Below are 26,779 nucleotides of genomic sequence, written 5' to 3'. Positions count from 1 at the left end.
CTCAGGCCACCTTCAGCTCGGCGAGCTGCATCCGGTACAGCGGGTCGTTCGGGTTGGTGTTGCGCAGGCCGGTGCCGACGACGCGGACGTAGCGCGCGGCCTGCGTGCCGAAGTCGAAGTGCTGGGCGACGGCGGCCGGCTTGGGGTAGCCGGTGCGGGCGGCGAGCACCGTCCACGTGACACCGTCCACCGAGGACTGCACGGTGAAGTCGGCCGGGAAGCCCTCGCCGGCGTTCCCGGCGTCGCCGCGCGGGAGCAGGGTGACGCGGCTGATGGCCTTGACCCCACCGAGGTCCACGGAGACCCACTCGGTGTGGTTGACGTTCAGCGAGTTGGTGCTGCTCCAGCCCATCGAGGTGGGTGTGGAGGCGTCCTGGCCGTCGGTGAGCGCGGTGAGCCGCCAGCCGCAGCAGCCCTCGAACGAACTGCTCGCGGTGGCGGTCGCGGTGAGCGCCGGGTTGGTGGTGCCGATGGAGGTCTGGAACTTGACGGTGCGGTTGCTCTCGGCGCCGAACGACGCGCCGTTGTTGCTGCTGTACGCCTCGCCGCCGCCCGGGTAGGGCGCACCGTCGTGGTACTGCAGGCCGTAGCAGCCGGTGGTGGTGCTGGACGACACGACGATGGCGTAGCGGGTGCCGGCGCTGACCGACAGTCCAGGATGGACGGTGATGTTCCGCGGTGACCAGCCGACCGCCGAGGCCGGCACCACGGTGGAGAACAGCGCACCGCCGGTCGGCCGGTACGCGGAGTCCGCAGTGTGGACGGCGATCCGCAGCCCGGCGTTCGGGTAGCCGCGCTGGAACGTGGTGTAGGAGACGGCGCTCAGCGTGCCGGTGCGTGACGCCACGAACGACTGCGAGCGCTGGACGTTGCCGCCGACGTCGCAGTACGTGCGGTAGCCGGAGACCCCGCCGTCCTGGTCCAGGTCGGCCGGGTGCACCTGGGTGCCGGCGGCGCCGCCGGTCAGGGTGAGCGAAGCCGTTGCCGAGCACGCGATCGCGTTGACCGAGCCGTCACCGGCGAAGCCGAGCGGCGCCCAGAAGAAGTTGGCGAGCGCCTCGTTCGGCGCGCCGTTGCTCCACAGGTCGCTGCCGTAGACGTAGGTGCCCTCGATGTCGGCGACGAAGGAGGGCTGGCCGCCGCAGGAGTCGGTGGTGAGCTTGGTGCCGGCCGACCACGGCCCGAGCGGCGAGGACGCCCGCTTCACCGAGGTGCCGGTGGTGCAGTAGCCGCAGTTCGGGTCGGAGTAGGCCAGGTAGTAGCCGCTCCCCCGGCGGAACAGGGCCGGCGCTTCGGTGGCGGACTGGCCGAGGCGGGCGTAGGTGCCGGTGCCGGAGGTGTACGCGCTGTTGAGCCGCTCCACGACGATGTCGCCGCCGGTCCGCCAGTCGGTGTAGGCGAGGTAGCCGGTGCCGTCGTCGTCCACGAACACGTCGTGGTCGCCGTTGTTGACGCCGGGCGGGATGCCGTTGTTGACCGCGAGGGTCGGGATCGCCTGCTCGGTGAACGGCCCGGTCGGGGTGGTGCTGGTGAAGACGTGGTAGCCGACGCCGATGTCGTACGTGTTGATCCACAGCACGTAGCGGGCGGTGGCGGCGTTGTAGACGACGTGCGGCCGGTAGCAGCCGAACGTGTTGCCGTTGCACCGGCTCTGCCAGGTGCTCGTGGTCGCGTCGAACAGCGCGCCGCGGTCGGTCCAGTGCACCAGGTCGGTGGACGAGTAGACCTTGAAGCCGCAGAACGGCGTGCCGCCCTGCTGCCAGCCGAAGCCGCAGTCGTACGAGGTGCCGTAGAGGTAGTAGCTGCCGCCGGCGGCGAGCAGGTCGCCGTCGTGGGCGTCGACCGCGTTGCCGGCGGTGTCGAAGCGGGTGACCTGGTTGCCGGCGGCGTCGAAGTTGGTCACGGTCGTGGCGTAGGACGCGGCGGCGGGTTGCGCGCCGACGAGTATCGCCGTGGCGAAGACGAGCAGGGCGAGGACTTTGCGCATTGGTTTCCTCCGTGGCGGGCGGAGCTGATGAAACGTTTCAATACGTCAGGCGTAATCGAAAGCTAGGACCGGCCGACCGGCCTGTCAAGGGGTGGCCGCCGGCGGGGCCCTCCCGCACCGGTCGCCATCGACCGGGATTGACGAGTGCGAGTCGAAGGCTTAGTTTCGTTGTCTAACTAACCGAAAATTCGGTACCCCTGCCCGCTCGGCGGCCGGCAGTCCCCCTGTCCCTGGACACACCCCACCAGGAGCTGAACCGTGGCACCCTCATCCGTGCCGCGCAGATGGGCGACGGCTGCTGCCGCCATCCTCTGCGCCGCGACCACCGTCTTCTTCGGCCCGGCCACCCCCGCCGCCGCCTACGCCCCGTTCAAAGTGCTCGTCTTCTCGAAGACGACCGGCTTCCGGCACGACTCCATCCCCACCGGCATCCAGGCCATCCGTGACCTCGGCGCGGCCAACGGGTTCACGGTCGACACGACCGAGGACGACGCGCAGTTCACCGACGCCAACCTCGCGCAGTACCAGACCGTGATCTTCCTGTCGGCGACCGGCGACCCGGTCGGCACCCAGGCCGGCAAGGACGCCTTCCAGCGCTACATCCAGCACGGCGGCGGATACGTCGGCGTCCACGCGGCCGCCGACAGCGGCTACTCCTGGGCCTGGTACGGCGGGCTGGTCGGCGCCTACTTCAAGCAGCACCCGGCGACCCAGGCCGCCCGCCTGGTGGTCGAGGACACGGCCCACCCGGCCACCGCCGGCCTGGCCACCTCCATCACCCGGACCGACGAGTGGTACGACTTCCAGGCCAACCCGCGCGGCACCGTCCACGTCATCACGTCGGTGGACAACTCGTCCTACAGCGGCTCGTCGATGGGCGCCGACCACCCCACGACCTGGTGCCACAACTACGACGGCGGCCGCGCGTTCTACACGGCGCTCGGTCACACGACGGAGAGCTACAGCGAGGCCGCCTTCCTGCACATCCTCCTCGGCGGCATCCTCACCACGGCCGGTGCCGTGGCCGCCGACTGCTCGGTCGGCACGCCGCCCGCGCCGTCCGTGATCAGCATCCGCGCCCGGGTCAACGGCAGATACGTCACCGCCGAGAACGGCGGCGCGGCGGCGCTGATCGCCAACCGGACCTCGATCGGGCCGTGGGAACAGTTCGACCGCGTCGACGCCGGCAACGGCCGCATCGCGCTGCGCGCCCACGCCAACAACCAGTTCGTGTGCGCCGAGAACGCCGGCGGCTCGGCCCTCATCGCCAACCGGGGCGGGGTGGGTCTCTGGGAGCAGTTCGACATCGTCGGCAACGCCGACGGCTCGGTGTCGCTGCGGGCGGCCGTGAACGGCAACTACGTGACCGCCGAGAACGCGGGCAACAGCCCGCTCGTCGCCAACCGGACCGCCATCGGCCTGTGGGAAGAGTTCGACCTCATCAGCTGACCCCGCCGCTTTCGCTCATCTCCCGGGAGAACCCGTGTCACCCTTCACTCGCGGGCTGCGTCGTGCTGCCCGTGTCACCGTCGCCACCTTGGCCCTGTCCACCGCCGTCGTGCTCAACACGGCCGCGCCGTCGGCGGCAGACGCCCCACCGGACAGCAGCTTCCAGAAGGTCCCACTGGACACCAACACGTCCAACCCGATGATGCTCGACATCGCACCCGACGGCCGCGTCTTCTACATCGACCGCCTCGGCGACGTCAACGTCATCCGGCCGGGCGGCGGCACCGTGCCGTCGGCCCACCTGGACGTCTTCACCTCCAACGAGAGCGGGCTGCTGAGCATCGCCCTCGACCCCGGCTTCGCCACCAACCACTGGCTGTACCTGTTCTACTCGCCCAGCGGCGCCCCGGTGGACCGGCTGAGCCGGTTCACCGTCACCGGCGACACCGTCGACCTCGGCAGCGAGAAGATCGTGCTCGATGTCCCGGTCCAGCGCGGCGACTGCTGCCACCACGGCGCCGGGCTGGCCATCGACCGGAACAATGGCAACCTGTGGCTGTCCACCGGGGACACCACCAACCCGTTCGCCTCCGACGGCTACACCCCGATCGACCACCGGCCGGGGCAGGCGAACTTCGACGCCTCACGCACCTCCGGCAACACCGACAGCCTCTCCGGCAAGGTGCTGCGCATCCACCCGGAGGCCAACGGCACCTACACCATCCCGGCCGGGAACCTCTTCCCGCCCGGCACGGCCAGGACGCGGCCCGAAATCTTCGCGATGGGTGAGCGCAACCCGTTCCGGCTCGGGCTGGACCCGAAGACCGGTTACGCCATGGTGGCCAACTATGGTCCCGACGCGGGAACGCCCAACGCGGCCCGGGGACCCGAGAACACCGTCGAATGGGACATCCTGAGCTCGCCGGAGAACTCGGGCTGGCCGTTCTGCATCGGGAACAACACGCCCTACATCGCCTACGACTTCGCCAGCGGCGCGTCCGGTGCGCCGTTCGACTGCGCCGGCGGTCCGACGAACAGCTCGCCGAACAACACCGGGCTGACGAAGCTGCCGCCCGCCGCGCCGGCGACCATCTGGTACCACTACGCCGCGGACCCCGCGCACTTCCCACAGCTGTCCGGCGGCGCGCCGATGGCCGGACCGGTGTACCGGTACGACGCGGGCCTGGTGTCCGACCGCAAGTGGCCGGAGTACTTCGACGGCCGCGCCCTCTTCTCCGAGTGGAACACGAGCCGGATGTACACCTTCCAGCTCACCCCCGACGGCAAGGGTGTCAACGCGATCGACTCCCTGCTGACATCGATGTCGTTCCTCAAGCCGATGGACTTCAAGTTCGGCCCCGACGGCGCGCTCTACATCATCGAATGGGGATCGGGCTTCGGCGGGGACAACACCGACTCGGGCATCTACCGCATCGACTACGTCACCGGCGGCGCCTCTCCGGTCGCCCGCGTGACGGCCGACCGCACCAACGGCCCCGCCCCGCTGACGGTGAACTTCTCCGGCGCCGGCTCGTCCACCCCGGACGGCGGTCCGCTGACGTACAGCTGGACCTTCGGCGACGGCGCCAGCTCCACGGCGGCGTCCCCGGCACACACCTACACCGCCAACGGCAACTACACCGCCGTGCTCACCGTCACCAACGCCGCCGGCAAGACGAACTCCGCGAGCGTCCCCGTCACGGCCGGCAACACCGCGCCGTCCGTGACGCTCAACGCGCCACCGGACGGCGGCTTCTTCCAGTGGGGCGACAAGATCAACTTTTCGGCGACCGTGACCGACCCCGAGGACGGCACGATCAACTGCGGCGACGTCCGCCTGCAGGCCATCCTGGGCCACGACACCCACGGCCACCCGCTCGAGGCGTACACCGGCTGCAACGGCACCGTGAGCACCACGCTGTCCAGCGGCCACTCGGAGGGCGACAACGTCTTCTACGTCTTCGAGGCGACCTACACCGACCGGGGCGCCCCCGGCGCCGCCCCGCTGACCACCCGCAGCCAGGTGATCCTGCAGCCCAAGCGCAAGGGTGCGGAGTTCTTCACCAACACCGGCCGCACCCCGGCCGGCAAGGGCGACGACAGCCCCGGTGTCACGGTCGAGCCGGGATCGGACAGCGCCGGCGGCGGTCCCGACATCGGCTTCATCCAGGACGGCGACTGGTGGAGCGTCGAGCCGGCGGCACTGACGAACATCAACCAGATCCGCCTCCGGGCCGCGTCGGCCGCCGCCGGCGGCATCGCCGAGGTGCGGTGGAACTCCCCCACCGGAACCCTGCTCGGGTCGGCCACGATCCCGGGCACCGGCGGCTGGCAGACCTACACCGACGTCACCGTCGACCTGACCAACCCGCCGGCCGGCACCGGGAAGCTGTACTTCGTCGCCCGCAACCCGGCCGGCACGCCGGGGTACCTCTTCAACGTCAACTGGATGGACTTCGTCGGCGCCGGCGTGGCCGCCCCCGCCGGCCAGGTGATCAGCCTCCGCGCCCACGCCAACGGCCAGTACGTCACGGCCGACGACGGCGGCAACAGCCCGCTCATCGCCAACCGGGGCGCTGTCGGCCCGTGGGAACAGTTCGACGTCGTGGATCTGGGCGACGGGTTCGTGGCGCTGCGCGCCCACGCCAACGGCCAGTACGTCTGCGCCGAGAACGGCGGCAACAGCCCGCTCATCGCCAACCGGGGCGCCGTCGGCGCCTGGGAGAGGTTCCAGATCGTGCACAACGGCGACGGCAGCGTCTCGCTCAAGGCCGGCGTCAACAACCAGTACGTCGCGGCGGAGAACGCCGGCGCCGGCGCGCTGATCGCCAACCGCGGCGCCATCGGCTCCTGGGAGGAGTTCGACCTGATCACCTCCTGATCACCTCCTGAAACACGACCGCCCGGCCCCCGCGGGGGCCGGGCGGTCGGCCGCCTACAGCCGGGCGGTGGGCACGGGCTGGTCCAGCAGCACCGCGCCGGCGAGTTCCAGCACGTCGCTGCCGACCATCGCGTGCTGGGTGGCCGCGTGGACGTCCCGGAAGTGCCGCTGGAGCGGGCTCGACAGGAACAGCGACGAGCCGCCCGCGGCGTCGTAGAGCAGGTCCACGGCTCGCGCCGCGCCGCGGGTCGCGTAGGCGACGGCCAGCCGCAGCCGGGCCCGCTCGGCGGCGCCGACCTCCTCACCGGCGGTGACCCGGCGCCAGACCGACGCGAGCTCCCCGGTCAGGAAAGCCCGCCCGGCGCCGACCAGCGACTCGGCCTCCGCGAGCGCCGTCCGCGCGGCCGGCTTGGCGGCCAGCACCTCCCCCGTCGCGGGATTGCGCTTGCCGGCGGCGAGCCGGGTGAACTCCGCCACGGCGGCCCGGGCGATGCCCAGTGACACCGCCCCGATGCCGAACGCCAGCAGCCCCGGCACCGGGAAGGCGAAGAGCGGCCCGGGTCGGGTCGCCGGCCGCTGGAGCGAGAAGGCCCGCTCGGCCGGCACGAAGATGTCGACGGCTTCGATGTCGTGGCTGCCGGTGCCACGCAGGCCGACCACGTCCCAGGTGTCGTGCACGGTGACGTCGGCGGCGGGCAGGATGACGTGCAGCGGCTCCGGCTGCTCGCCGGTCATCACCAGGCAACCGCCGACCAGCCAGGTGGCCTGGCGGCTCGCGCTGGCGAACGGCCAGCGGCCGCTCACCCGGTAACCGCCGGGAGCCGCCACGGCCCGGCCGAGGGGGGCGGCCACCCCGGCGATGAGGAAGCGGGGGTCGGCGAGCAGTTCGGTGGCGGTGCTGTCGGCGAGGCGGCCGAGCGCGATCCCGGTCGCGGCGCCGATCATGGCGAACCAGCCGACCGACCCGTCGGCGTGGCCCAGCTCCTCGAAGACCTCGAACATGGTGATCGGGTCGGCCTCCCCGCCGCCCGCCGCCCGCGGCGCGGCGAGACGGAACACACCGAGCCCGGCGAGGCGATGGACGAGGTCCCCGGGCAGGGACCGGTCGCGTTCGATCTGCTCGGCGCTGGCGCGGACGTCCGGGGTAAGGGCACGAACCTCGTCGAGGATGGGCATCTGCCGCCTGCTCACTGTGGGATCGGTGGATAGGGGTGTGGAGGCGCCGGGAGCGCGGTGGGTCAGAGGTTCATGGTCCTCGTTCCGGTGGCCGTCCGCGTGCCACGTCGCTTCGGGAGAAGACGGGCGGCGGGCGCGTTCCGGACGTCAGGTAGCCGACACCCGAAAGCCGGCCCTGCACCGGGGGGGCGCGCCGCGACACTGCGACCAGCAATCAGCGTGTTGCGATCTGTCGATACGATGACCGGCGATTCGGGCGATGGGGGACGCGATGCGGGTTCGGGTGCTGGCGGCGCTGTGTGTACTGGCCGGGCTCAGCGGATGTGGCGGCAGCAGCGGCGGGGCGGCCGCGACACCGGAGGCCGGAACGGCGAGCCCGCCGGCGGCGGCGCGGAAGTTCGACCCGCCGACCAGGTTCGACCCCGCGACCGGCGTCGCGTTGCCCCGGGAGGCGATCGAACCGCAGGTCAACCTGGCGGGCGCGGCGGTGGCGCCGCTGACGATCGCGCTGGTCGACTCGACGGCGTTCATCGTCACCGCCGTCCAGGTGCTCGTCGTCGACGTGCTGACCGGGAAGACCACCGCGACGGTCACGCCCGAGCACAAGGCGGCGCCGGCCGGGCTCGGCAACACGGTGTGGGCCGGGCCCAACGGGGCCAGCATGCCGCTGCTGGCGAAGGTCGACGGCAGGACGCTGGTGCTGGCGACGTTCCGGGTCGACGGATCGGCGTCCTCCGAGCTGGTCGCCATCGACGCGCAGACCGGAGCGCGGGCGTGGACCCTGCTGCTGGACACGGCGACGACGCAGCTCGGGGTCCACGACCGGACGCTGATCCTCGGCAATTTCGGCACGAACGCCGTCACCACGGCACTGGACCTGTCCACCCGGAAGGTCGTGTGGAGCAAACCCGGCGTCGAGACCACGGCGGTCGCGGGCGACTCGGTGATCGTCATCGACGGGCGGGCACGGGCGGCGCTCAGCGTGAGCGACGGCGCACAGCGGTGGCGGACCCCGGCGGACGTCGAGGTGCAGAGCGTCACCCCGGCCGGCGACAGGCTTGTCGTGATGCAGTGGATCACCAAGGAGAACAAGCGGCGGTTCAACGTGCTCGACACCGCCACCGGCGCCGTGAAGACGGCCGAGGACACCGGCAACCAGCGCGTCGACTGTGTCGATGACCAGGCCGGTGTGGTTGTCTGCCACGCCGGCGGCGGGCCCGTCGCCGACTGGGTGGGTGCGCTCGACCCGGGCACCGGCACGTGGCGGTGGGAGCTGCCGGCGCAGGGCCGGGAAGCGCCCGGTTTCACCGCCGCCTGGCACGGCGCCGTCTACGGCCGGGCCGGCGGCAAGCCCGTCGTCCTGGACGCCCGGACCGGCACGGAACGCGAGGCGAGCCCGGGCATCGCGCCGCTGTTCGTCAGTGCGTACGCCGGCCTGGCGATCGCCGGCGAAGCGGGGAACTACGACCTGCGGGCGTTCCACCCGACGGCGTGACCTCGCCGGGTCCGGGGCGGACGCCGGCCCGCCCCGGACCGGCGATCGTCAGAGCTCGCGGTAGTAGACCGTGACCGGGAACGGGGTGCAGCCGAGGCGTTCGTAGAGCGCCCGGGCCGGAGCGTGGAAGGCGTCGGCACCCGTGCCGATCTCCACCACCTCCGCGCCGTGGGTGCGCATGTCGGCGAAGGCGTGCTCACACAGGACGGTGGCCGTCCCGTGGCGGCGGTGCCCGGCGGCGACCGCGAGGTGCGAGACCGTGCCGTTGCGCCGGTCCGGGTCGACGCTCCACGCGACGTACCCCGCGACCGCACCGCCGGCCTCGGCCACCGCGACGTGCCTGTGCGCCTCCGGCTGGTGCAGCTGTGCGACCTGCGTGCGGTAGTCGCCGCGCCAGTCGCCGTGCTGGTTGGCGAAGACGACCTCACCCACCGCGGGGCGGAAGGACTCCTCGTAGAACGGCCCGAACGTCTCGATGGTGAGCTCGACGAGCGGTGTCAGGTCATGCGGCAGGAACGAACGGATCAACATGGAATGGTGCCTTTCGGGCTGAGGGTCGGGTACCGACAGGGTCGGCCCACTCGCGCCCAGCAACGGCGACGAGCGGACCCTCAGCGACGGGTGCGATCGGCGGCGAAGCATTCCATGCCCCGCACTGTACCGGGTCGCTCCGTGCGGGAGCATGGTCGGATGACGCCTGCCGAGCCGCTCACGGTCGACGTGCCCGACGGGCTCGGTGTGGTCGAGGTGCTCGGCAACGACGCGGCCAGTGTGCTGTACCTGGCGGGGGCGCCGGTCTGGGTGCACGCCTACGACGACCACGGCAGCGTGGGCGAGCTCGCCGCCCGGGCCGGTGCCGCCGGCTGGGACGCGCCGCGTCCGGCCGAGCTGAGCGCGTTGCGGGACTGGCTCGCCGAGCCCGGCCTGACGGTGGAGCGCGGCAGGCGCGGCAAGTGGCCGGTGGACCGGGTGCACGGCCTGCGGACCGAGCCGCTGCTGCCGCTGCTGCGGTTGTTCTGCCGCGGCCGCTACCTGGTCTCGGCCCGGACGATGTCGCCGACCGTGACGGTGTTCGACCGGGGCGAGGCGGACTGGTTCGGCTGGTATCCGGACTACGCCGACGAGGACGAATACATCCTCGCCACCGACCGCTGGCCACCGCCCGGCCTGGGCACCGTCGAGGAGCACCGGGCCAGGATCGCCCGCGGCATCCGGCCGGCCCTGGTCACCGCCGGGCCGCCCGGCGGCGCGGGCCGCTACCTGATCGACGGGCACCACAAGCTCGCCGCCTACCGCAGGGCCAGGGTCCGGCCCCTCGTCATCGACATCGTCCCGGCCGAACCCCGCCCGCTGCCCAAGGCCCTCTTCGAGGATCTCCTGCCACCGGCGGCCCGCGGCGAGTTCAGGCAGGCCCTGAACGGCTGGCACTCGGGCGGCCCGCTCCCGGACGGTCCCGGCACCTGACCGGAGCGGCACCCGTCTACGATTCGCGCCATGGCTGTCGCTGAACCGCCCTTCGGCTGCGTCGGCGAGTGCTGCGGCGGTTGCCTCTCCACCGATCTGGTGCACGCGGCCGCCAAAGGTGCGCTGCTCTGCGTGGGCGACCTCGCCGCGACGGTGGTCCACCATCCACTGTGGATGCTGCGGGTGCTCACCGCACCGGCGAGCGTGGCCGGGCTGGCGGCGGCGATGATCCGGCGATACCAGACCGGGATCTCGGCACATCGTCCGGCGCGTTGCCCGTTCACGCCCAGCTGCAGCAACTACGGCCTGGCGGCGTTCGAGACGCACGGGTTCCGGCGCGGGCTCGCCCTGACGGCCGGCCGGCTGTGGCGCTGCCGGGCCGGTGTCGCGTGGGGCACCCCGGATCCGGTGACGGCGGCCTGACCGGTGCGGCGACCGCCCGGACCGCAGATCACGGTCTGCGGGAGGAGCCGGCCCGCCGGACGAGCGCACCGGCGACGAGCAGCAGCAGGCCGCTGAGGACGATCGGAGCCACGGGCACCCCGGTGGTCGCGAGCCCGCCGGCCCCGCCCGCACTGCCGGCCCGCCGGGACGGGGCCGGGCCGCGCACCGGGACCGTCGCGGGCGACGTCACGGGCGTCACGGGCGTCGTCAGGTCCGGCGATGTCGGTGTCGGTGCCGTCGGGTCCGGCGGGGTCACCGGGTCGGTGGGGTTCGCCGGCGTGCTCGGGACGTTCGCCCACAGCACGAGGCTGCGCACCGTGTCGTCGGGTCCGACGCCGCGGGCCAGGTACGCGAAGGCTTCCACCGCGTCGTGTGCCGCCGGCACCGTCGTCTGCAGCCGGACCGTCCCGTCGGGTCCGACGGTGGGCGTGCCGAGCAGGTCGATCCGCACGCCGCTGCCGGACGCGCCCGCGTCGGCGCGCCCGCTGGCGGGGGTGGCGTACAGGGCGAAGCGCACCGAGGAGTTGGGTGCGAACCCTCTCCCGGTCAGTGTGATCGGCTCGCCGTGGGTGAGCCTGACGGTGGCGGCGCCGTAGGTGCTGTCCAGCGGGCCCGCCCCGGTCGAATCCGGTGCCGTCGGCGGCATGTCCGGGAACGTCGGCCGGGTCCGGGTCACCGCCCGGACCGGCGGCGAGTCATGGCCGTAGACGCCGTTGGCGACGACGCTGACCTGATAGTCGGCGCCGATCGGCACGAACATCATGCACTGGCTGGCGGTCGCGGTGGTGGTGACGCAGCGGCCGTTGCTGGCGTTGGACGTCGCGGTGAAGTGGTCGATCCCGGACCCGGTGGCGGCGGGCAGCCGCCAGCGCACATACAGGCCGCTGTTGCGGGCGACGGCGACGACCGCGGTCGGCACGTCGGGTGCGACGCCGGGATAGACCGGCGCGCTCGGCGGGCTGGGCGGCGAGTTGCCGTCCGGGGAGTGCGCGACGACGGTGAAGGTGTAGGCGCGGCCGTTCGTCAGTCCGGTGATCACGCACGTGGTGCCGGTGGTGGTGCAGGTCAACCCGCCGGGGGCGGCGGTGACCGTGTAACCGGTGGGCGTCGCGCCGGTCGCGGCCGGGGTCCACGTGACGGTGGCCCGCCCGTCGGCGGAGACCGCCGTGACCGTGACCGGCGCGTGCGGCACGAGGCCGGACTGGCCGTAGGGCGCGGTGGGCACGACCGGGTTGGACGGCGCGCTGCCGGCCGACGTGCCGGACGGGCCGTGCGCCACGGCGGTGAACTCGTACGCCTGGCCGTTGACCAGCCCGGTGATCACGCACGTGGTGCCGGTGGCGGTGCAGGTCAGGCCGCCGGGCACGGCGGTGACGGTGTACCCGGTGACGGGCGGCCCGCCGGACGGGGCGGTCCAGCTGATCGTGGCGGCGGCGTCGCCCGGCACGGCGGAGACCGCGGTCGGGGCGAGGGGCTGCCCGGCGCTCGGCGTGACCGGCGCGGTGAGGTCGCCCGAGATCGGCACGCCGGGATCGTCGACGGCCACGACCCGCACCCGGAACCGGTAGGCCCGGCCGTTGGTCAGGCCGGTCACCGTGCAGCTGATGGTCGTCGTGACGCAGCTCTGCCCGTCGTCGGTGACGACCTCGTAGTGGTCGACGCCGTCGCCGGTGACGGCCGGTGGGGTCCAGCTGACGTCGGCGGAGCCGTTGCCGGCCGTGACGGTCACCGCGACGGCCGGGCCGGGCCGCGTGCCGGCCGGGGTGACCGGCGCCGACGCCTGGCTCGGCGCGGACGACCCGGCCGCGCCGACGCCGTGCGCGACCACGGTGAAGGTGTAGGTGACGCCGTTGGTCAGGCCGGTGACGGTGCAGCCGTACGCCGCGGTGGTGCAGCCGGCGCCGCCGGGGGCGGCGGTGACCGTGTAGACGTCCACGCCCGCCCCGCCGCCGGTGGGCGGGTCCCAGCCGACGCTCGCGGTGCCGTTGCCCGGCGTGGCGGCCACCCCGTCCGGCGCGGCCGGCGGGCCGGGCACCACGGGCGCGGTGGCGGCCGGCAGGGACGCGCCGCCGTTGCCGTACGCGACGACGGCGAAGCTCACCGGGGTGCCCGGGGCGAGGCCGCCGACGACGCAGCTGGGGCCGCTGGTCGTGCACGTCTGCCCGCCGGGTGTGGCGGTCACGACGTAGTGGGTGATGCCGGCACCGGCGGTCGCCGGCGTGGTCCAGCTGACGGTCGCCGCGTTCGGCGCGGGCGTCGCCGTGGCGTTGCCGGGCACCCCGGCCGGTCCCGGGACGGCCGGCGCCGCGGCGGTGGCCCCGGAGGTGCCGCCGGGTCCGTCGGCCACGACCGTCACCGTGTACGTGACGCCGTTGCCGAGCCCGGTGATGGTGCAGCGGGTGCCGGTGCCGGTGCACGTCAGGCCGCCGGGCGAGGCGGTGGCGGTGTACCCGGTGACGCGCGAGCCGCCGGACGGGCCGCTGCCGGGCACCCAGGCGACGGCCAGCTGACCGTTGCCGGGCGTGACGGTGACACCGGCCGGCGCCGCGGGCGGGCCGGGCACGACCGGCGCCGACGTCACCCCGGGCGCCGACGCGCCGGCGGAGCCGGTGGCGACCACCGAGAACGTGTACGGGGTGCCGTCGAGCAGCCCGTTGACGGTGCACGACGTGCCGGTCGTCGCGCACCCGGCGCCGCCGGGCGACGCGGTCACCGTGTAGCCGGTGATGCCGTCGCCGGTGACCTGCGGCGCGCTCCAGCTGACGGTCGCGGAGGCCGTGCCGGGCGCGGCGGTGACGTCGGTGGGCGCGCCCGGCAGCCCGGCGGTCGGCGTCGCCACGGCCGACGGCAGCGAAGGCCCGGAGTCGCCGCCGGGGCCGGTCGCGGTCACCGTGAAGGTGTACGAGACGCCGTTGATCAGGCCGGTCACCAGGCAGTTGGTGTCCGTCCCGGCGCCGGTGCAGGTGGCGCCGCCGGGCGACGCGGTCACCGTGAAGCGGGTGACACCGCCGGCGGCCGGCCCGGTCCAGGACACGTTCGCCTCGCCGTTGCCGGCCACGGCGAGGACCGCGGTGGGCGCGGCGGGCGGCCCGGGCACGACCGCCGGCGACGCGGCGCTGGCCTGGGACGTGCCGCCGGGGCCGGCCGCGGTCACCGTGAAGGTGTAGGAGAGGCCGTTGGTCAGCCCGCTCACGGTGCAGGTGGTGGCGCCGGTCGTGGTGCAGGTCCCGCCACCCGGCGCGGCCGTCACGGTGTAGCCGGTGACGACCCCGGTGGCCGGCGGCTGCCAGGACACGACGGCGCTGCGGTCGCCCACAGCGGCGCTCACCCCGCCGGGCGCGGCGGGCGGACCGACGACGACCGGGGCCGCCGTGGTCACGGTCGCCGACGTGCCGGTGCCGGCCGGGCCGGTGGCCACCACAGCGAACGTGTACGAGGCGCCGTTGACCAGGCCGGTGACGGTGCAACTGGTCGCGATGCTGGTGCAGCCGGCGCCGCCGGGTGAGGCGGTCACGGTGTAGTGGTCGATGCCGGCGCCCTGGTTCGCCGGCGGCGTCCAGGAGACGGTGGCGGCGCCGTTGCCGGGTTCGGCGGTGAGTCCGCCGGGTGTGCCGGGCGGGCCCGGCAGGATCGCGACGGACGGCGTGCTGGCCGGCGAGTCGCCGCTGACCCCGTTGGCGGTGACGGTGAACGTGTAGCTCACCCCGCCGGTCAGGCCGGTGACGGTGCAGCTGGTCGCGTTGCGGGCGGTGCACGTCATGCCGCCGGGATCGGCCGTGACGGTGTAGTGGTCGATGCCCGCGCCCGCGAGGGCCGGGGCGAGCCACGTGACGGTCGCGGTGCCGCTGCCCGCGGTGGCGACGACGGCGGCGGGAGCGCCGGGCGGGCCTGGGCTCACCGACGCGGACGCGACCGCGGGCGCCGACACACCGGTCCCGGCGACGCCGGCCGCCACCACCGTGAACGTGTAGGCCACGCCGTTGGTCAGGCCGGTGACCGTGCAATGGGTGAGACCGGTGGTGCAGTTCAGGCCGCCGGGCGCGGCGGTGACGACGTAGTAGCTGATCCCGGCGCCGGCGCTGACCGGCGGGGTCCAGGCCACGCTGACCTGTCCGGCGCCGGCGGTGGCGATGACGGCCGTGGGCGCGCCGGGCGGTCCGGGCACGACCGGAGTGGACGCCCCGGAGGGCGCGGAGGTCCCGGAGGTGCCGACGCCGACGGCGGTCACGACGAACGTGTACGGGACGCCGCGGGTCAGCCCCGTGACGGTGCAGCTGGTCGCCGAGGTGTCGCAGGTCGCGCCGCCGGGGCCGGCGACGACGTGGTAGTGGTCGATCCCGGGGCCGGTGACCCCGGACGGCGCCCATGAGACGACCGCGCTGCCGTTGCCGGGGACGGCGGTCGGCACCCCGGGCGGTCCGGGCGGTCCGGGGGTCAGCGAGCCGGGGGCGGCCGCGGCGGAGGAGACCCCGGTGGCCCCGGTGCCGACGGTGACGACGCTGAACGTGTAGGCGGTCGCCGGGTCCAGGCCGGTGACGGTGCAGCTGGTCGACGTCGTGTTGCAGCTCGCGCCGCCGGGCGCGGCGGTGACCGTGTAGCGGGCGATGCCGGCGCCGGCGTTGCCGGGCGCGGTCCACCGCACCGTGGCCGAGCTCGGACCGGCGGTGACGGTCACCGCGGTCGGCGGCCCGGGCGGCCCCGGCACGACGGGGGCGGTGGCCGCGCTGGCCGGTGCGGCGCCGCCCGGCCCGCTCGCCCGGACCGTGAACGTGTAGGGGTCCCCGGCGGTCAGCCCGGTGATGGTGCACGACGTCGCGGTCGTGACGCAGGTCTGCGCGCCGGGCGTGACGGCGACCTCGTAGGAGGTGACACCGGCCCGCGTGATGCCCGGCGGCTGCCACGACACGGTGACCGCGTGGTCCCCGGGCACCACGGTCACGGCGGTGGCCGCGTCCGGCGGACCCGGCGTGACGGGCGCCGACGGCGCGCCCACCAGCGACGTGCCGGTGCCGTCGGCGCCGACCGCGGTGACGGTGAACGTGTACGCCACACCGTTGGTCAGGCCGGTGACGACGCACTGGGTGGCGCTGGAGGAGCAGGCGCCGGCGCCGGGTGCGGCGGTGACGTCGTAGTGGTCCACGCCGCCGCCGGTGTTGCCGGGCGGGGTCCAGCTGACGGTCGCGGTGCCGTCGCCGCCGGCCGCGGTCACGCCGGTCGGCGATCCCGGCGGCCCGGGCACGTCCGCGGCCGACGGCGCGCTCGCCGGTGACGTCCCGCCCGGGCCGACCGCGACGACGGTGAACGTGAACGGGGTGCCCGGCGCGAGGCCGGTCACGGTGCAGGCGGTGCTCGCCGCTCCGCTCGCGGAGCAGGTGCCGGACGGGGAGCCGGTCACGAGGTAGCCGGTGATGCCGGCGCCCGGGTTGGCCGGCGCGGTCCACGACACGTCCACGAGACGGTCGCCGGCGACGCCGGACACGGCGGTCGGCGCGCCCGGCGCGCCGGCCAGGCCGCCCACCGCGACGCTCGGCAGCGAGCCGCCGGTGCCGGTGACGCCGGTGGCGACGACCGTGAACAGGTAGGGCACGCCGCCGGTGAGCCCGGTGACGACGCACGAGGTGCCGGTCGTGGTGCACTGCGCGCCGCCGGGTGCGGCGGTCACCGTGTAGGAGGCGATCCCGGCGCCCAGGTTCGCCGGCGCCGTCCACGACACGGTGGCGCTGCTGGCCCCGCCCTGCACGGTGACGCCGGTCGGCAGGCCCGGCGGGCCGACCGCGACGCTGCCGGAGGGGTCGCTGGCCGACGAGCTGCCGCCCGGCCCCAGCGCGACGACGTCGAACGTGTACGCGGTCCCCGGGACCAGGCCGGCGACGGTGCAGCTGGTGCCGGAGGTGGCGCAGAACGCACCGCCGGGCGACGCGGTCACCAGGTAGCTGGTGACGCCGGCCCGCACGACGAGCGGCGCGGACCAGGACACGGTCGCGGAGGCGATGCCGGGCACGGCCGAGACCGCGGTCGGCGGGTCGGGCGCCGTCACCGGGACCAACGCGGCCGGCAGGGACGGCAGGGACGTGCCGGTGCCGGCGACGCCGACGGCCACGACCGTGAACAGGTAGCCGATCGAGCCGGACAGCCCGCCGACGGTGCAGCTGCTGCCGGAGGTCGTACACGAGGCGCCGCCCGGTGCGGCGGTGACCAGGTAGTGGTCGATCCCGGCGCCGAGGTTGCCCGGCGCGGTCCAGCTGACGAGGGCGTCGCCGCCGCCGAGGTCGGCGACGCCGGTGCCGGTCGGCGCGCCGGGCGGGCCGGGCACCACCTGCGGCGACGGCAGCGAGGGCCCGGAGCCGCCGCCGGGGCCGGTGGCGACCACCGTGAACGTGTAGGCGACGCCGCCGGTCAGCCCGGGCACGGTGCAGCCGAGGGTCGCGGTGACGCAGGTGGCGCCGCCGGGCGACGCGGTGACGGTGTAGGTGGTGACGCCGGCCCGCACGACACCGGGCGCGCTCCACGACACGTCGGCGGAGCGGCTGCCGGCGGTGGCCACGACGGCCGTGGGCGCGTCCGGCGGCCCCGAGGTCACGGGCGCGCCGGTGCTGCCGGCCGCCGAGGTGCCGGTGCCGAGCAGTCCGTTGGCGACGACCGAGAACGTGTACCCGGTGCCGTCCGTGAGCCCGGTGACGGTGCAGGAGGTGCCGATGGTGCTGCACTGCGCACCGCCGGGCGCGGCGGTCACCGTGTAGGAGAGGATGCCGGCGCCCGGGTTCGCCGGTGCCGTCCACGACACGGTCGCCGTGCCGCTGCCGCCGGTCGCGGAGACCGCGGTCGGCGCGCCGGGCGGCCCGGCGTGGACCGGGTTGGAGGGCCCGCCCGCCGCCGACGAGCCGCCGGGACCCCTGGCGACGACGGAGAACGTGTACGTGGCGGCGTTGCTGAGCCCGGGCACGGTGCAGGTGACGCCGGTGGTCGTGCAGTTCGCGCCGCCGGGCGCGGCGGTGACGAGGTAGTCGGTGACGCCGGCCCGCGCGATCAGCGGCGGGGTCCACGACACGGCGGCGGAGCGGTCCCCGGCGACCGCGACGACGACCGTCGGGGCGTCCGGCGGCCCGATGACCGTCAGGCCGCTGACCCCGGCGGCCGACGTGCCGGTGCCGGTGACGCCGTTGGCGACGACCGAGAACGTGTAGGCGAGGCCGTTGCCGAGGCCGGTGACGGTGCAGCTGGTGCCGGCGCTGGTGCAGACGGCGCCGCCCGGTGAGGCGGTGACGGTGTAGCCGGTGATCCCGGCGCCCGGGTTGGCCGGCGCGGTCCAGGACACGGTCGCGGTGCCGTTGCCGCCGATCGCGCTGACCGCCGTCGGCGCGCCCGGCGGCCCGGGGGTGACCTGCGGCGAGGCGGTGCTGGCCGGCGAGTCGCCGCCGGGACCGCTCGCCACGACCGTGAACGTGTACGCGGTGCCGCCGGACAGGCCGGGCGCGGTGCAGCCGAGGGTCGCGGTGGTGCAGGACGCGCCGCCGGGGCTCGCGGTGACGGTGTAGGCGGTGATGCCCGAGCCGGGCTGCGCCGGGGCGGTCCAGGACACCGCGGCGCCGCCGCTGCCCGCGGTCGCACCGACGGCGGTCGGCGCGCCGGGCGGGCCGGGCCGCAGCACGGCGGACGTGCCGGGGTCGGAGTCGCCGGTGCCGGGCACGCCGTGGGCCACCACGGTGAACGTGTACGCGACGCCGTTGACCAGGCCGGTGACCGTGCAACTGGTGAGCAGCACGGTGCCGCAGGTGGCGCCGCCGGGGTTCGCGGTGACCGTGTATCCGACGATCCCGGCGCCCGGGTTGGCCGGGGCGGTCCACGACACGGTCGCGGTGCCGTTGCCGCCGGCGGCGGTGACCCCGGCCGGCGGGTCCGGCGGGCCGGGCAGCACCGGCAGCGACGGCAGCGACGGCCCGGAGCTGCCGCCGGGGCCGCTCGCCACGACCGTGAACGTGTACAGGGTGCCGCCGTCCAGGCCCGGCACGGTGCAACCGAGGGCCGCGGTGGCGCAGCTGGCGCCGCCCGGCGAGGCGGTGACCGTGTAGCCGGTCACGCCGGCCCGCCGCACCAGCGGCGCGGTCCACGACACGGCCGCCGCGCCGTCGCCGCCGGCGGCGAGGACCAGGACGGGCGCGTCGGGCGGGCCGGGGCTCACCGGGACGACGGTCACGCCGGGCAGCGAGGCGCCGGTGCTGCCGGTGCCGACCGCCACGACGGAGGCGGTGTACCCGACGCCGTCGGTCAGGCCGGTGACCGTGCAGGACGCGCCGGAGCTGGTGCAGGACGCGCCGCCGGGGGTCACGGTCGCCACGTAGTGGTCGACGCCGCCGCCGAGGTTCACCGGCGCGGTCCACGACACCGTGACCGCGGCGCTGCCGCCCTGCACGGCGACGCCGGTCGGCGCGCCCGGCGGTCCCGGCCGCGTCACGGGCGACGACGCGCTCGGCGGCGACGTGCCGCCGGGGCCGGTCGCGGTCACGGTGAACGTGTAGACGGTGCCGCTGACCAGCCCGGCGACGGTGCAGCCGAGGGTCGCGGTGGTGCAGGACGCGCCGCCGGGGTTCGCGGTGACCGTGTAGTTGGTGAGGCCGGCCCGGGTGGTGACCGGCGCGGTCCAGGACACCGCCGCCACGCCCGCGCCGGGGGAAGCGGTCACGGCCGTCGGGGCGTCCGGCGCGCCGGGGGTGACGCCCGCCGACGCGGAGCTCGCCGCCGACGTGCCGGTGCCGGGGAGGCCGTTGGTCACGACCGTGAAGCTGTACCCCGTGCCGGCGGTGAGACCGGTGACGGTGCAGGTGAGCAGCACGGTCGTGCAGGACGCGCCGCCGGGGCTCGCGGTGACGGTGTAGGAGCCGATGCCGGCGCCGGGGTTGGCCGGCGCGGTCCACGACACGGTCGCGGTGGTGCCGGCCGCAGTGGCGGTCACGCCGGTCGGCGCGCCGGGTGGTCCGGGCGTGACCGGGGTGGTGCTCGTGCCCGTCGAGGACCCGCCCGAGCCGGTGGCGACGACCGTGAACGTGTACGCGGTGCCGCCGGTCAGGCCGGTCACGGTGCAGGCCGTGCCGCTGGTCGAGCAGCCGGCGCCGCCGGGGGACGCGGTGACCGTGTAGCCGGTGACACCGGCCCGCTGGATCAGCGGCGGGATCCACGACACGGCGACCGATCCGTTGCCGGCGACCGCGAGCACCGCGGTCGGCGGGTCGGGCGCGCCGGGCGCCACGAGCGCGGTCGGCTGGCTCGGCGGGGAGTCCCCCGTGGCGGCCACGCCGTTGGCGACGACCCGGAACGCGTAGCCGATGCCGTTGATGAGCCCGGTGACGGGGCAGCTGAGGCCGCTGGTGACGCAGGTGGCGCCGCCGGGCAGCGCGGTGACGGTGTAGCCGGCGATGCCGCCGCCCTGGTTGGCCGGCGCGGTCCACGACACGGTCGCGGTGCCGCTGCCGCCGGACGCCGTGACGCCGGTCGGGACACCGGGCGGGCCGGGCGTGACCGCCGCCGACGGCGTGCTCGCCGGCGACGAGCCGCCGGGGCCGGAGGTGAGCACCGTGAACGTGTACGCGGTGCCGCTGGTCAACCCGGACACGACACAGCTGACCGCGGCCGTGGTGCAGGTCGCGCCGCCGGGGCTCGCGGTGACCAGGTAGGTGTCGACGCCGGCCCGGGCGGTGCCGGGCGCGGTCCAGGAGACGGTCGCGCTCGTCGCGCCGGCCACTGCGGTCACGGCCGTGGCCGCGTCGGGCGGACCCGGTGTGACCGGGGCGCTCGGGGTGCTCGGCGCCGACGACCCGGTCAGCCCGAGGCCGACGGAGACCACGGCGACGGTGTAGGCGGTGCCGTCGTCCAGGCCGGTGATGGTGCAGGTGTGCTGCGCGGCGTTGACGGTGGCGCAGGCGTGCAGGCCCGGCAGGGCGGTGGCGACGTAGATGTTGACGAGGTTCCCGGACAACAGCGGCGGGGTCCACGACACGGTGAGCGCCCCGCCGAGGGCGACGGCCTGCACCCCGGTCGGCGCTCCCGGCGGCCCGGGGGTCGCGGTCGCGGCGGCGGCCGCCCCGCTCGAGGCGCCGCCGGGTCCGTTGGCCACGACCGAGAACGTGTAGGCGGTCCCGGCGCTCAGACCGGTGACGGTGCACGTGGTGCCGCTGGTCGAGCAGCTGGCCCCGCCCGGGGACGCGGTGACGGTGTAGCCGCTGAGCCCGGCGCGGGTGATGAGCGGCGCGGACCACGACACGGTCGCGGTGCCGATCCCGGCGGCGGCGACGGGCAGCACCGGCGGGTCGGGTGGCCCGGGGACGACCAGGGCGGACAGCGCACTCGGCAGGGACGTGCCGGTGCCGCCGGCGCCGGTCGCGACGACCGCGAACGTATACGCCACGCCGTTGGTCAGGCCGGGCACGGCGCAGCTCGTGCCGGTGGTCGTGCAGGTGGCGCCGCCCGGCGCGGCGGCGACGGTGTAGCCGCCGATGCCGGCCCCGGTGGCCGCCGGCGCGGTCCACGACACGGTCGCGGTGCCGTTGCCCGGGGTCGCGGAGACCCCGGTGGGCACGCCGGGCGGCCCGGGGGTCACCGCGTTCGACGCGGCGCTGACCGGGGACGGTCCGGCGAGGCTGTTGGCCACGACCGTGAACGTGTACGACGTCCCCGGGGTCAGCAGCGGCACGGTGCAGCCCGGGCCGGCGCTGACGCAGCCGCTGCCCCCCGGTGCCGCGGTCACGGTGTAGCCGGTGACGCCGGTGCCGGGGTTCGCCGGCGCGGTCCACGACACGGCGGCCGAGGCGTTGCCCGGGGTCGCGGTGACGGCGGTCGGCGCGCCGGGCGGCCCGGGGGTCACCGGGGCGCTCGCCGGGCTCGCCGCCGAGGTCCCGGTCAGCCCGACCCCGACGGCGACGACCGTCACCGTGTAGCTGGTGCTGGGGATCAGGTTGAGGATCGTGCAGTCGTGGTCGGCGGCGGTGAGGGTGCCGCAGGGCAGCAGCCCGGGGCTCGCGGTCGCGACGTAGCTCCCGATCCCGGCGCCGTCCTCGTCCGGCGGGTCCCACTCCACGTGCAGCGTCAGGAAGCCCGGGGTCACCCGGACGTTCTTCGGCGGCCCGGGCGGCCCCGGCGTGACGGCGGAGGACACCGTCGCCGTGGAGGTGCCGGTCGTCCCGGGGCCGACGGAGACGACGGAGAACGTGTAGTCCGTGCCGCTGGTCAGCCCGGTGACGGTGCAGGTGAGCAGCACGCCGGTGCAGGTCTGCCCGCCGGGGCTCGCGGTCACCAGGTAGTGATCGACGGGCGCGCTGAGCAGCGGGCCGACCCAGGTGACCTGCGCCGAGGTGGGCAGCGCCACGACGACCAGGGCGGTCGGCGGCCCGGGCGGCCCGACGGTGGTCAGCGGCGACGGCAGGCTCGACCCGGAGGTCCCGGCACCGTTGACGGCGGTCGCGGTCACCTGGAACACGTAGGTGCCGCCCATGGTGAGTCCGGTGACGGTGCAGCTGGTCGCGCTCGTGGTGCACGAGGCGCCACCCGGGCTGGCCGTCGCGGTGTAGCTGCTGATGCCGGCGCCCAGGTAGGCCGGCGCCGTCCAGGAGACGGTGGCCTGGCGGTTGCCGGGGCTCGCGATGACCCCGGTCGGCGCGCCGGGCGGGTTCGCCGGGTCGACGACGGTGGCGGCGACCGCGCCGGAGGCGACCGAGGTGCCGCCGACCCCGGTGGCGGTGACGGTCACCGACCAGGCGCCGGCGGTGACGTTCGACATGGTGCAGCCGATGGCGGCGGCGGTGCAGGTCTTGGTGAGGGCACCGCTGGTGGCGGTCGCGGTGTACCCGGTGGCGCCGGACGACCCGGCCCAGGTGACGACGATGGTGTTGACGCCGCCGACGGCGCCGATGCTGCCCGGGGGGTTCGGCGCGGCCTGGATGCCGCCGACGCCGCCCGGATCCCCGGCGACCCGGGCGGAGGGCTTCGCGGTGGTGACCGGTGATTTCGATGCGGAGGGTTTGGTACGGGTGACTGCCGGTGGCCCGCGCGGTGCCGGAACTCCTGCCGAGGTGGTGGGTGGGCGGCTGACCACGGGCGGGGCGATCCGCGCCGTCGTCGCGTGCGGCCCGGGATGGGCCGGCGGCGAGACCTGGACCGCCTGTCCCGTGGAAGCCACCCGTGTGGTCCCGACCTTCGTCGCGACCGTCGCTTTCGGAGCCGGCGTCGTCACCGTCTTCCCGGCCGTCTGCGCCGCCGTCTGCGCCGCTGTCGTTGCCGCCGTCTTCGTGGCCGGCGCGTCCTTGGCGGCGGCGGTGGCCGCGGGAGGTTTGTGCCCGCCGGGCGGGTCTGACGGGGGGACCTCGGCGGCCATGGCCCGTAGCGCGAACCCGAGAACGGCAATACCTGCACCGGCGGCGACACTCACGCCGAACATGACCAGCCGCGACACGTCGCGACGCCCGTACGCAGGCAATTTGCACCCCCCGAGGCTTCAACTCCGAGACTTCCTCACAACTCGGTCGAATACATCGGGAATTCGTGACGTCTGATGTTTCAGAACGGCCGGACACCGAGCCGGCCGCGACGGGTGTGGCCGTGGGTACGGATGGGACCCGTCGCGGCCCGGCCGGTGCCGGCTCAGGACGCGACGTCGACCGCCAGGATCAACAGCAGCAGCGCCGCCGTCGTGAACGCCCAACGGCGGTCCACACCGTGCCGCCGCGCCGAGCGCAGGTACAGGACCGCTCCCGTCAGGACGAGCGCCAGTTCGACCGCCGCACTGGCCCACGGGGTGCGCCACAGGCCGAGGCCGAGCAGCGGCAGGTCGCCCGCGTTGCCGGGCAGGATCGGCAGGTCCGCGCGGTGCACGAGCAGGTCGAGCAGCCAGTGGCTGAACACCGTCGCGCCGATGACCAGACCGGGCCGGCGGCCCCAGCGCCACCCGGCGACACCCGCGGCGGCCGCCGCGATACCCAGGGCGCCGATGAGCGAGTGCGTCCAGTACGCGTGGATCAGCGCCTCGCCGTAGCTGCCGCCGGTCACGTCGGTGAGCCCTTCGACACCACCGGCGAGGAACAGGATCACGAAGATCACGTCGAGGAGCTGGGTCGCGAGCATCAGCGCCCAGAGCGGCGTGCGCGGCTGGCCGGCCTTGACGGCGGCGGCCAGCGCGAAGTGGCCCGCCATCATCGCGCGGCCCTCCGGTGGCCGGTCGCCCGGCGGTCGAGCCATCCGCGGAGGACGACGAAGCAGAGCAGGAACAGGATGAAGTCCATGCCGGACAGGCTCGCAACGCGCGGCCGCCGGTGACAGTGCGCCGGTCACGGGTCCGTCCGTGACGTCCGCACGCTGGTCAGCCCACGGATCCAGGTGTTCGTCACGGGTCGCGCCATGAGATCATCACGGGCGGTTCGAGGGGGGTGGTCGCGTGGACGGGCAACCGGGCGTCGCCGCGCCCCGGCTCGGCACCGCCGTCGTCGTGACCGTGCTGAGCTGCGTGTTCGCGGTGTCGGCGTATGACGTGCTGGCCCACGTGCCGGCACCGGCCGGCCTGGCCGCGCTCGCCCTCACGGCGGCCGGCCTCGCCCTGGCCGCCGTCAACGTGGTGGGCGTGCCCGTGCGCCGGTGGCGGCTCGCGCTGGCGGTGCAGGCGGTGCTCGCGTATCTGCCGGTGCTGCTGTGGCCGCAGGCACGCACCCTGTGGGGGCTGATCGCCTTCCTCGGCTGCGCGTGCCTGGTCCGGCTGCGCGCGCCGTGGTCCTGGACCGGTTTCGCGGTCGCGTCCGGGTCGTCGGTGCCGGTCATCTGGTGGACCGAGCCGACAGTGCCCGCGGTCTGCTACGGGCTGGTGTTCACCGCCACGCTCGGCTACCTGTTCGCCGTGCTGGCGTGGCTGCACCGGCTGGCCGTCGAGATGCCGCTCACCGAGGCCCGGCTCACCGCCGTCGAGGTGGCCCGCGAGCGCCGGCGCCTGCTGCGCGACGCCCACGACGTGCTCGGCTTCCGGCTCTCCGCGATCGTGCTCAACCTGGAGCTGACGCGGCGGGCCGGTCCCCCGGCCGCCGGCCGGGCCCTGCGCGAGGCCGGCGACCAGGCCGCCGCCGCCCTCGCCGAGATCGAGGCGCTGACCGCGGACCGGCCCGGTCCCGGGCTCGCCGCCGAGCTCACCGCGGCCCGCGCCCTCCTCGCCCGCGCCGGCGTCGCGGTCGTCGCGCCGCGCGACGTCGCGCCCTTGCCGGCCGACGTCGACGCCGCGCTCGCGCTCGTGCTCCGCGAGGCCGTCACCAACGTCCTCCGGCACGGGACCGGCGGGCCGTGCACCATCGCCCTGCGCTCGACCTGGCGGCGGGCCCGCCTGGTCGTGACCGGCCCCGCCTCGTCACCGGCGACGGCCCCGACCGGCGGCAACCGGCCGCACAACCCGCCGCCGGCGACGGCCCCGACCGGCGGCAACGGACCGCGCAACCCGCCGCCGGCACCGGCCCGGACCGGTGGCAACGGGCTGCGCAACCTGACCGAGCGGGTCACGGCGCTCGGTGGCCGGCTCGGCACGACCGTGCGCGGCGGGGAGTTCCGGCTCACCGCCGAGGTGCCCGTGCACCGGTACCGCGGCCCGGACCCGACCACGCTGCTCCAGACGACCGGCGGCACCCTCGCCCTCGTAGGGCTCTACCTCTCGGCCCTCGTGCAGCTCCCGGCCGATGCCCGGACCCTGGCGCCGGCGCTGGTGTTCGGCGCGGGGCTGCTGCACCTGTGCCGGCCACGGACGGACGCCCGGCGCCCGCGGGCCTGGGCGGTGGTGCTCGCCGGTCAGGTGCTGCTCGCGTACCTGCCGCTGGTGCAGTACCCGCCGGACGCGTGGGTGCTGCGGCACTACGTCGGCGGGATGCTCCTGGTGCTCGTGCGGGGGCGGCTGCGCTGGCCGGCCGCCGCCGCGGCCCTCGCCGCCGAGGTCGCGATCGCGCTCGGCACCGGCAACACCGGCACCCTCGCCTACCACCTGGCCGCCGACGTCGACGACACTCTGCTGATCTTCGCCGTGGTCCAGTTGCCGCTGCTCGCCGGGGCGCTGATCCGGGGCCGGGCCGAGCTCGCCGCCGCCGAGGTCGCCAGGGAACGCACCCGCTTCACCGACCGGCTCGGCGACCACCTCGGCGCCCGGCTGGCCGAGGTGACGCGGGTGCTCACCGGCCCGGAGCCCGGCGTGGAACGGGCCCTGGCCCTCGCCCGGGCGGCGGCCGACGACGTGCGCACGGTGGCGGCCCACGACGTCCGCCCGGTGGCGGCGTGATCAGCGTGCTGCTGGCCGAGGATCAGCACCTGATCCGTGGTGCACTCGCCGCGCTGCTGCGCCTGGAGGCCGACATCACGGTGGTCGCCGAGGTCGGCGACGGTGACGCGGTGGTCGGGCTGGCCCTGCGGACGCGGCCCGACGTGGCGGTGCTCGACCTCGGCCTGCCCGGCCGGGACGGGCTGAGCGCGGCGATCGAGCTGCGTTCGGCCCTGCCGTCGTGCCGCTCACTGCTGGTGACGGGCGTGGCACGCCCCGGCGACCTGCGGCGGGCGATGGCGGCGCATGTCGCCGGCTTCCTGCTCAAGCACGCCACGCCCGAGCAGATGACCGACGCGATCCGCCGCCTCGCCGCCGGTCAGCGGGTCATCGACCCGGCGCTCGCGGTGCTCGCGTGGGAGACACCGGACAACCCGCTGACCGAGCGCGAGCTGCAGGTGCTGCGCCTGGCGGCGACGGGCGCCCCGGCGGCCGACATCGCGCGGCAGCTGTTCCTGTCGGTCGGCACCGTGCGCAACCACCTGACCGCGGCGGCCACGAAACTGCACGCCCGGAACCGGGTCGACGCGATCCGGATCGCGACGGAGACCGGCTGGCTGTAGC

General features: G+C 75.3%; 12 protein-coding genes. 7 read left to right on the top strand and 5 right to left on the bottom strand.

Annotation, left to right across the window (positions count from 1 at the left end):
* Position 1: 1 nt before the first annotated feature.
* Positions 2 to 1,987 (bottom strand): family 43 glycosylhydrolase, encoded by a 1,986-nt coding sequence (locus Dsi01nite_RS07435; protein ID WP_203845283.1) that lies wholly within the window; start codon positions 1,985 to 1,987, stop codon positions 2 to 4.
* A gap of 258 nt (positions 1,988 to 2,245) precedes the next feature.
* Here Dsi01nite_RS07435 and Dsi01nite_RS58690 point away from each other — a divergent pair, with 258 nt between their 5' ends.
* The gene (locus Dsi01nite_RS58690) at positions 2,246 to 3,436 is read left to right on the top strand and encodes a ThuA domain-containing protein (protein WP_308442022.1); all 1,191 of its coding nucleotides are present in this window, start codon (positions 2,246 to 2,248) and stop codon (positions 3,434 to 3,436) included.
* Positions 3,437 to 3,524: 88 nt separating this feature from the next.
* Positions 3,525 to 6,317: a PQQ-dependent sugar dehydrogenase gene (locus tag Dsi01nite_RS07425; protein WP_239135751.1), complete on the top strand. Its 2,793-nt coding sequence runs from the start codon at positions 3,525 to 3,527 to the stop codon at positions 6,315 to 6,317.
* Positions 6,318 to 6,371: 54 nt separating this feature from the next.
* Here the strand turns inward: Dsi01nite_RS07425 and Dsi01nite_RS07420 are convergent, their stop codons facing one another.
* Positions 6,372 to 7,493 (bottom strand): acyl-CoA dehydrogenase family protein, encoded by a 1,122-nt coding sequence (locus Dsi01nite_RS07420; protein ID WP_203845282.1) that lies wholly within the window; start codon positions 7,491 to 7,493, stop codon positions 6,372 to 6,374.
* A 271-nt stretch (positions 7,494 to 7,764) separates the two neighbouring features.
* Here Dsi01nite_RS07420 and Dsi01nite_RS07415 point away from each other — a divergent pair, with 271 nt between their 5' ends.
* Positions 7,765 to 8,988: an outer membrane protein assembly factor BamB family protein gene (locus tag Dsi01nite_RS07415; protein WP_203845281.1), complete on the top strand. Its 1,224-nt coding sequence runs from the start codon at positions 7,765 to 7,767 to the stop codon at positions 8,986 to 8,988.
* A 48-nt stretch (positions 8,989 to 9,036) separates the two neighbouring features.
* Here the strand turns inward: Dsi01nite_RS07415 and Dsi01nite_RS07410 are convergent, their stop codons facing one another.
* A complete protein-coding gene (locus tag Dsi01nite_RS07410; RefSeq protein WP_203845280.1) occupies positions 9,037 to 9,519 on the bottom strand; it encodes a GNAT family N-acetyltransferase in 483 nt (160 codons plus the stop codon).
* Positions 9,520 to 9,678: 159 nt separating this feature from the next.
* Here Dsi01nite_RS07410 and Dsi01nite_RS07405 point away from each other — a divergent pair, with 159 nt between their 5' ends.
* A complete protein-coding gene (locus tag Dsi01nite_RS07405; RefSeq protein ID WP_203845279.1) occupies positions 9,679 to 10,452 on the top strand; it encodes a hypothetical protein in 774 nt (257 codons plus the stop codon).
* 30 nt (positions 10,453 to 10,482) lie between these two features.
* On the top strand, positions 10,483 to 10,875 hold the full coding sequence (gene yidD, locus Dsi01nite_RS57200) for a membrane protein insertion efficiency factor YidD (protein ID WP_239135750.1): 393 nt from the start codon (positions 10,483 to 10,485) through the stop codon (positions 10,873 to 10,875).
* Positions 10,876 to 10,903: 28 nt separating this feature from the next.
* Here yidD and Dsi01nite_RS58265 read toward each other — a convergent pair whose 3' ends face one another.
* On the bottom strand, positions 10,904 to 23,335 hold the full coding sequence (locus tag Dsi01nite_RS58265) for a beta strand repeat-containing protein (RefSeq protein WP_203845278.1): 12,432 nt from the start codon (positions 23,333 to 23,335) through the stop codon (positions 10,904 to 10,906).
* 188 nt (positions 23,336 to 23,523) lie between these two features.
* Complete coding sequence (locus tag Dsi01nite_RS07390) at positions 23,524 to 24,117, bottom strand: metal-dependent hydrolase (protein WP_203845277.1); 594 nt, start codon at positions 24,115 to 24,117, stop codon at positions 23,524 to 23,526.
* A gap of 196 nt (positions 24,118 to 24,313) precedes the next feature.
* Here Dsi01nite_RS07390 and Dsi01nite_RS07385 point away from each other — a divergent pair, with 196 nt between their 5' ends.
* Complete coding sequence (locus tag Dsi01nite_RS07385) at positions 24,314 to 26,176, top strand: sensor histidine kinase (protein WP_203845276.1); 1,863 nt, start codon at positions 24,314 to 24,316, stop codon at positions 26,174 to 26,176.
* The gene (locus Dsi01nite_RS07380; RefSeq protein WP_203845275.1) at positions 26,173 to 26,778 is read left to right on the top strand and encodes a response regulator transcription factor; all 606 of its coding nucleotides are present in this window, start codon (positions 26,173 to 26,175) and stop codon (positions 26,776 to 26,778) included. Before Dsi01nite_RS07385 ends, Dsi01nite_RS07380 begins: the two co-directional genes overlap by 4 nt.
* Position 26,779 lies beyond the last annotated feature (1 nt).

It is taken from the genome of Dactylosporangium siamense (assembly GCF_016862795.1).
GTDB lineage: Bacteria > Actinomycetota > Actinomycetes > Mycobacteriales > Micromonosporaceae > Dactylosporangium > Dactylosporangium siamense.
This window is presented reverse-complemented; position numbering and strand designations above follow the sequence as displayed.